Origin of the sequence: Pedobacter sp. Leaf41 (assembly GCF_001422545.1) — a bacterium.
Classification (GTDB): Bacteria; Bacteroidota; Bacteroidia; order Sphingobacteriales; family Sphingobacteriaceae; genus Pedobacter.
The window spans coordinates 40,782-49,941 of record NZ_LMLE01000003.1 but is presented as its reverse complement, the minus strand read 5'-3'; the positions used below and the strand labels follow the sequence as shown (position 1 = coordinate 49,941).

Sequence of the window (9,160 nt, the reverse complement as noted above, 5' to 3'; positions counted from 1 at the left end):
CCCTTGCCATCGCTTACTGTTACAACAAAACTGTCSGTTCCGTYGAAGTTCGCGTTTGGCGTATAAGTGTAGGTTCCATCTGCTCTTACCACTACCGTTCCATTTGTTGGAGCTGTTGTTGTGGTGAACGTTAACGGATCGCCATCCACATCGCTTGCCGTGATCGCTCCGTTAACCGGAACATCTTCAACTGTGGTGATTGCAGGAGCAGTGGCTATTGGTGCATCGTTTACCGSAGTTACTGTTACATTGATGGTTACTGTTGTGGTTCCTCCTTTACCATCGCTTACTGTTACAATCCGTCGAAGTTCGCGTTTGGTGTATAAGTGTAGGTGCCGTCATTGTTTACTGTTACCGTTCCGTTTGTTGGAGGTGTAGTCGTGGTGAACGTCAATGGATCGCCATCTACATCGCTTGCCGTGATCGTTCCGTTCACCGGAACATCTTCAGCGGTGGTAATTGCTGGTGCAGTTGCCACCGGTGCATCGTTTATCGGAGTTACCGTTACGTTGATGGTTACCGTGGTTGTTCCACAATTATCACTCGCTGTGATGTTGAAGCTATCAGAACCATTAAAATTTGAGCCTGGAATGTAAGTATAAGCACCATTATTGGATACAGTAACCGTTCCATGTGCCGGATCTGAAGCCTTTGTATAAGTCAAGCTATCTCCGTCAGGATCGGCAGCAACCACATTCCCAGAAAGCGTAACATCTTCATTAGTAGAAACAGCATAAACAGATGGTGATACTGGTGGTGTATTCACTGTTACAGTTACAGCAAATGCAGTATTAGGTAAATTTTCACAAACATCATCACCTTGTACCGTTACATAATATGTGGTGGTTGCTGTTAAAATAGGCGTACTGAAGTCATCGCCCGTAAACAAAGGTGCTCCACTTAAATCAGCTGTTGCATACCATCTAAAAACTGGACTAGCTAAAGATGTACTTGCCTCTAATATAGTATAGTTACCAGCACATATCGCTTTAGGAGCAACAGTGATATTTGCTGCCGTATTTCGAGGATTTATTGTAAGTGTTACTGGAGTTCGCAATAAACTAAAACATCCAGTCACATTATCCTGCGAAGCCGCATAATAAGTAATTGTACCAACTGTATTAAGAGTTGGATTATTCACTATGTTTCCGCCAGAGGCGGCATTATACCAAACAATAGAAGTTCCTGACGGAGCAACTGCCGTAGCTGTTAAAGTTTGTACAACCGCATTAGAACATTGAATTTGATTACCTCCACTTGAAGGAACAGATGGCAGCTCATTAATAGTTAAAGTTACCGGAGTACGAGATGCGCTTTCACAACCCGTAACATTATTTTTTGATGCGCCATAATAAGTTTTACTGCCTACAGTATTTAAAGTGGGCGTAACAACATTCCCTCCAATTGACGCATCATACCAAACCACAGAAGAGCCACCTGGAGCATTTGCAGTAGCAGTAATGCTTTGTGTTGGCGATGTTCCACATTGGACAGCATTTGCAGTGGTATTTGTTGGCGCTGCTGGCAATGGATTAACGGTTACCGTTCCGGTACGTGTAGCTTGCGTTGTGCAAGGAGCTATTGTGCCGGTAGTGGTAACCGTATATGTACCAGTTGCAGTTGGCGTACCAGATATAGTTAATGTTTTGGCAACAAGATCTTGTGTAGCGATTAATCCATTTGGAAGATTAGTTGCTATAGCTCCAGTTGCACTACCACCCCATGTGTAAACGATATTCACAATTGAAGTAGCGCTACACAAACTTTGGTTGGCATTACTTGCTAATGTTAATGTTGGCGCATCTTTAACTGAAACTGTTATGATATTGCTGGTCACTGTACCACAATCGCCCGAAGTAATTAATACACTGTAATAAGTAGTTACATTAATTGGAGTTGGTGTATAATTAGCAGTTGTTGCTAAATTGTTCCCTAAAACCGTAGTGAAATTGTCTAGCGAGCTTTGCCAAACATAAGTATATGTTGTGGCTCCGCCAGATGGCAAAGTTGCAAAGGTTAAAGCCGCAGGTTGAACAGCTCCTAAACCTGTACGACAGAAATCTTGATTGCTACCAATTATTCCTGCTGATAATGGCGAACGTAAAGTTAATACAACAGGTGTCCTGGTTAAACTTTCACAACCAGTTGCATCTACTTTGGTTGCTGCATAATAAGTTACTGTTCCGCTCGTAGCCAATATTGGATTGATAACGATGTTTCCAACAGTTGCGGCATCATACCAAATAACCGATTGGCCAGCTTGAACGGTTGCCGTTGCTGTTAAGGTTTGTAATGGTGTATTTGCACATTCAGTTTTGTCTTGAGCAATTGGTGCCGAAGGAGTTTCATTAATAGTTAAAACTACAGCCGTTCTGGTTAAACTTTCGCAATTAGTGACATCATTTTTTGATGCCGCATAATAGGTAACTGTTCCAATGGCATTGTGTGTTGGTGTAGTAATATTTCCGCCAGTTGGCGCATCATACCAAATAATTGAATATCCATTTGCAACTGTTGCCGTAGCTGTTAATGTTTGTATTGGCGAAGTTGCACAAACTGTTTGAGGGCCTCCACTTATTGGCGCAACCGATGTTGGGTTGATGGTTAAAACTACAGCTGTCCTAGTACTACTTAAACAACTAGTTGTTGCATTTTGTAAAGCGGCATAGTAGGTTTTTGTACCAACAGTATTTAAAGTTGGGTTAGGAATAACATTTCCGCCAGATGCGGCATCGTACCAAACGATATCAAATCCTGCTACTGCTGGTGCTGTTGCAGTTAAAGTTGGCATTACCGAAGCCTCACATGTTTCTTTATCGCCATCTGTAATAGGTGCAGGTGGCAATGCATTTATGTTGATTTCGATTTTAGTCCTTGCGCTTTCACAGCCAGCAGCAGTCCGCTGACTTACATAAAATTTTTGCAAACCTGCAGTGGCGGTAGATGGTGTTGGTGCAGTAGTATTTCCTACCCCACCTATTGCATCATTATACCATAATAAAGTATTTCCAGAATCAGCAGTGGCTGATAAAATACTTGCGGTTTCGCCAACACAATAATTTATTGGAGAAGTAGATATTGGGGCATTTGGTGTTGGTGGTTGTGGATTAATGGTTGCAATCAATATGGTGCTTTCACAGCCCGTTGCAGATTTAACTCTTGTATTATATGAACCCGGAGTTAAACCTGCAAATACATTATTATTCACATAACTTGCTCCTCCATCTATTGAATAACTTAAGCCAACATTCTGTCCTAAAGTGATTGTACCAGTTGAAATAGTGCAATTTGGTTGTAAAACTGACACAACATTAGGTGCTGGTACAGCGGGTAAAATTGTCACCGCTAGCGCAGGCCCTACGCAGCCCAACTTTCGGGCTGAAACGCTATAATTTGCCGCATTTAAATTTGGAAAATAAGGAGAAGGAAAAAAATCAACACCATTTATAGAATATTCCAGAGAAGGATCGACAGGAGATAAAATAGTAATACTACCTGTATTTCCAGCGTCATTACAAACAGGATGCGTCACCTGAACTTGAGGCACGTTAATTTCCAAAACCTTTACAGTTGCTGCAGAAGGAGCTCCTGTACAATTTGCATCATGTAAATTTGTTATTGTATAGATCCCATCTGGCGCATTTGGTATAGTATAAATATTCGAATTGTGGTTAGTAATTGTTGTTTTAACCGAATTTATAGTATAACTAAAAGACCATGGAGATGTACCCGTTAAACTAATTACAACATTTGGCCTTGTATCCGTATAACAAAATGTGCCTCCTCCACTAATTGTAGCCGTTGGCACAGGATTTTCAATTACCTGAGCTGAGCCAGAAAATGTTCCATTACAACCACTTGCATCAGTAACTGCAGTTACACTATAATTTCCAACTGCTGCATTAGTTAAAATATAAGGATTTGTTGATGTATTTGTTATGGTATGCAGAGTTGTACCATCTGTATAGGTAAATGTAAATGGTGCAGTACCTGTAAAAGCAAAACTTACATTCGATTTTGGCGAACCCAAGCAAGTTGCACCACCACCACTTACCGTAGCTGTAGGCAGAGGGTTAACAATTACCTGAGCACTCCCTGATATTGTACCTACACATGATGCATTACTAATAGAGGTTACGGTATAAGTTCCTGCAGGAGCATTTGTAATCATGTAAGGATTAGTTGTAATTCCTGTAACTGCTATATTTGAAGTTCCATTATTATAAATGATATTCCATGGAGCATTGCCCGTTAAAGCGATGCTTACATTTGGCAAAGTTGCCCCATCGCAAACCGTTCCGCCGCCACTTACGGTAGCAGTTGGATTTACATTTATAGTTACATTAACTGGAGTACGATTTTTACTCTCGCAACCGTTTACCGTCTGGCTAGCGTAATAAGTAGTTCCATTTACTAAAGCAATTGCTGCTGCTAACGGACTTCCACCTATTGCATTTGCATACCATTGAATATTGCTTCCAGAAGCTAATAAGTTTGCAACTGTAGCATTTTCACTTGCGCAAAAATTTTGAGGAGTTGCCGCGGTTGCAGCTGGTACAACGGAAATTTGAACTGTAACAGCGAAACGCGTCAAACTTTCACAACCGCTTAGGGTTTGAGTAGCATAATACGTTTCTCCATTTATTAATGGGCGGGTTGCAGACAAAACAACTGTACTTGTTGGCGTTTCATACCATTTTACCAGACCTGTAGCAGTAGCCACGAGCTCGCTGATAGTAGGTGAAGATATTTCACAAAAGGATTGATTTGCAGCACCAGTTGGTGGTGGAGTAATAGTAAGCATAGCCCTTATAGCAGTTCTAGACTTACTCTCACAACCATTTAATGTTTGAGAGGCATAATAAATTGCATTATTTACTAAAGGAGTTGTACCAGTTAATAGCGTTCCTCCGGTTGCAGCGTCATACCATTTTACAGCAGTACCTGTTAGCTGCAAACTATTAATGGTCGCTGCAGAAATTTCACAAAAAGTTTGCGTGGCGGAATTAGTGGTTGGCGCAGGAGTTACTGTAATATTAACCGTTACTTCAAATCTGTTTACACTTTCAGTTCCAGCAATAGTTTGCGAAGCATAATATTTAGCACCGTTTGTTAATGCTGTTGTCCCAGGCAAAGCTGTTCCGGCAGATGCGGCGGCATACCATTTTATATTGTTTCCGGTAGCCAATAAGTTAGAAACCCTGGCATCAGCAATTTCACAAAAAGTTTGTGCTGCGTTACCAGTTGGTGTTAAGGGTGCAGGTTGGGCACTTGATGAATTGTTGGCTGGTACCAAATCATTGGTTGCACTGCTTGCAGTAGCTGTATTTACATAATTACCAGAAGAATTTAAAGTTGAATTAATTGTTAAGGTTGCAGAGGCACCACTTGTTAGGTTTCCGACTGTCCAAACTCCTGCGGCATAACTACCCGTTGTTGCACTGAAAGAGTTGAATGCATATCCACTAGGTAACGCATCATTCACAATAACATTGGTAGCTGTACTTGGCCCGTTGTTAGTTACAACGATAGTAAACACGCCCTTATTATTATTCAACTCCGCATTATTCATCGCTTTAACAACCGATAAATCTGCGTTAGCTATTGGAGTTACTAAAGCTTGCGAAGCATTATTTGCAGGAACCGGATCAGACTGTGTAGCCACAACATGTGTGGTATTTAAATAATCTCCTGAGGGATTAACCTTAGCAACCAAAGTTAATACTTGTGTATTTCCTTTCAACAAGTTGCCAATGTACCAAACACCATTTGCAATGTTATATGTTCCTACAGTTGCCGATGATGAAACATAAGTATAGCCTGAGGGCAATATATCGGTTACCGTAACTTGTGTAGCATCGCTCGTACTGTTTGCTGCATTAGTAGCTGTTAAGGTAAAAGTTACATTTGCACCTACATTCGGGGCTGCATTATTTACCGTTTTAATAATGCTTACATCCGCATTTGTATTGGCCAACGGTGCATAAGCTTCATTATTAGATAAATCTAAATCTTTCTCCGTCCCTGTTAAGGATACATAGTTCGAATAATTTCCAGAAGCATTAATAACCGCATTTATAGTAAGCGTAGCTGATGCTCCATTTGCTAAATTCCCGATGGTCCATTTGCCCGTTGCTTGATTATAAACACCCACACTTGGCGTACTATTACTGAAAGTGTATCCATTTGGAACGATATCTGTAGCCACTACATTTGTTGCAGCAGATGGACCTGTATTGGTTACTGTAATTGTAAAAGTTTCGGTATCACCTGGGTTAACACTTGCCGCATTGTTAATGATATCTTTTGCAGCTGTTTTGGTAACTTTTAAATCGGTAATTGGCACTGGTGTTGGCATTGCCGATGCTGTATTATTTGCAGCCGTTGGATCTGCTGTTGTAGTACTGGCAGTTGCTGTATTTGTATAAGCGCCTGTTGCATTCACTTTTGCCGTAATGGTTAGCGTTGCATTTGCCGCGTTGTTTACAGTACCTAAAATCCACTTACCATCGGCATTATTATAAGTTCCGGCAGTTGCCGATGAAGAAACAAAAGTATAACCGCTAGGCAAGACGTCTGTCACAATCACACCAGCAGCCGCACTTGGGCCATTATTGGTTAATCCTATGGTAAATACAACATTCTGATAAACATCTGGATTTAAAGGTAAAACTGATTTTTTAATGGCTAAATCTGCCTGTGCAACAGGATTAGGCGTTGATATTGAGGTATTGTTTCCAGCAACGGGATCTGGCTGCGCACCACTAATGGTAGCGGTGTTTGCATAATTCCCTGTAGCATTTACCTTCGCAGTAATAGTGAGCGTTATAGGAGCATTTCCACTTGTTAAAGAACCAATGTTCCAAACTCCAGAAGCCGCATTATAGGTAGTTGTGGCAGCTGGCACAGCCGAAACAAATGTATAACCATTAGGCAGTAGGTCATTTACAGCAACACCCGTAGCGTTACTCGGACCAATATTTCTTGCTGTTAAAGTAAAAACCACATTGCTTCCAACAGTTGGTGTTTGCACATCAACAGCTTTGGTTACCTCTAAATTAGAGGATAATACAGGTGCTGGGGTTATAGAAGAAGTATTGTTATTTTCTAGCGGATCTATCGTACTAGCAGTTACCGTAGCAATATTTCCATACGGACCAGCAGGGTTTACCCTTACTGTTATACTAACACTGGCTGTTGCGCCGTTTGCCATAGCACCTACAGCCCAGTTACCTGTTGTAGCATCATAATTGCCAGAAGTAGCATTTGCTGATACAAACGTATATCCTACTGGTAAAACATCTCTAACCACAACATTATTTGCGGTATTAGGCCCATTATTTTTAGCAGTTAAGGTAAATACTAAAGTGCTTCCTATCGCAGGAGCGAGCATATTTGCTGTTTTAATCACCTGAACATCTGCCGATCCAACATTTACCGTTACAATGGCATCATCACATTGCGGGGTACCTGCTCCATTACATACCTGATATTTAAAATTATCTACTCCTGTAAAACCTGGATTAGGGGTATATGTGACCAACCTGACTCCATTTATTGTATTGATACTAACTATTCCATTGGCTGGCTGCTGAGTAATAGCCATAGAATTAGGATTTAAAGCACTTATAGGTTCATCATTAGCTAAAACGTTAATATTTACCGGCGTATTTTGGTTTGTTGATGCTATATCATCGTTTACCGAAACGATTTGAATAAAGGAAGTGCTAAAAGCTAAAAATGCGGGATCACTAGAACCATTTAATTTATACCTTAGAACCAAAGCATTACTATAATTCGCCTGCGTAATTCCAAAATCAGCTGCATCGGCAGCCCATAACCTTATAGGTCTCGATTGCGGTGGCGTTAAGCCCGCCGACCCACTCGGATTATAAAAGTCAATAGACCAGTTACCAAGGACAGGAACTGATGAAGAACTCAATGTAATTGATACAATGTTACCTACTCGATTCCCACTACCATCTTCAAAATATAACTGGTCAGCTTTATCTCCATTACCTGCATCTGCTATTTGACTTATCAGAATATCAGGAATACCATCTCCAATTTGAGTAGCATTTGTTATTGCTCCAAAGCTAAAGGTTAAAGCCTCTGAATTAGAAGGAATATTAGTAACACCAGTTCCAATATTTAAACCATTAATACCATCGGCCAGTACAGCTGAGATTTGTAGATTAGGAGGAGGATTAAAGGGAGCTGGCAGACCAACGACACCTGGTAAATTATCTCTCAAGCTCCCATAAGCTGCAAACACGCTATTACCGTTTGAAAGCGGAACGTCTTTTACCGGAAAAGCCTGAAACCTTGTGTTTTGATAAGTTATACCATTTGCACCTAAAATTCCATTATTAACCCCTGTAGAATATGTTACATTTTTATATCTAAAAGCTAATAAATTATGATCGTTATCTGGCAGTATTGAATTTACCGCCCCAAAGCCCGAAGACCAAAAACCTCCGTAATCAGTATAAATATGGGTTGCACCAGTCTGCGAAAAACAATTTGAAATATTAAGTAAGAAAGTAAAAAAAAGGATTTGAGCAAAAAAGCGTAAAGTATTATTCATTTTCCTGAGTGGAATTAAATTTATTGATCGGGATTTTGATGTAGGTTGGTTCTCAAATTGTAGCGCTTCGCCCAGATCAAAAGTTAGGATCAAGCGGCAGTCTCCTTAAGAAAATAATAGAGATAACTATTTACTTTAGGTTTAATAATAAATTTGTAGCATTGTATTGAAGCCTAATGAGGAAGAATAAGACTTGAGCGTGTAGAAGAGGTATACTAGATAAAACAAAAAACATCGGTATTATCGACAAATCAAAACAATCGGGAAATTTGTTCTTTATGCTACAGGCAGGACAAAAATAATGATGCGTAACGACGCTTAACGAAGGTAAATTTTTAATCATATGGGACGATAAGATTTACAATAAAAAGAATGATGTAATAATTTAGTTGTCTGTTTAGTCGGTACACATATGTGAATTGAAGTCCGATGGATTTCTAAAAATTAACTTATACGTTCTCAATCACAGGTATATAAGCCGCGAAGATATTAGAATTCTACGTCAAAACAATGTAATTAATCGCAATCATGTAGTATTAATATTACATAATTGCGATTAATTGATCTATATCA

2 protein-coding genes are annotated in these 9,160 nt (G+C 40.1%); both read right to left on the bottom strand.

Annotation, left to right across the window (positions count from 1 at the left end):
• The coding region (locus ASE92_RS21690) for an Ig-like domain-containing protein (protein WP_369817395.1) at positions 1-254 on the bottom strand (254 nt) is incomplete at its 3' end.
• Positions 255-292: 38 nt separating this feature from the next.
• Positions 293-8,587: an Ig-like domain-containing protein gene (locus tag ASE92_RS06895; RefSeq protein ID WP_056849384.1), complete on the bottom strand. Its 8,295-nt coding sequence runs from the start codon at positions 8,585-8,587 to the stop codon at positions 293-295.
• Positions 8,588-9,160: the final 573 nt, after the last annotated feature.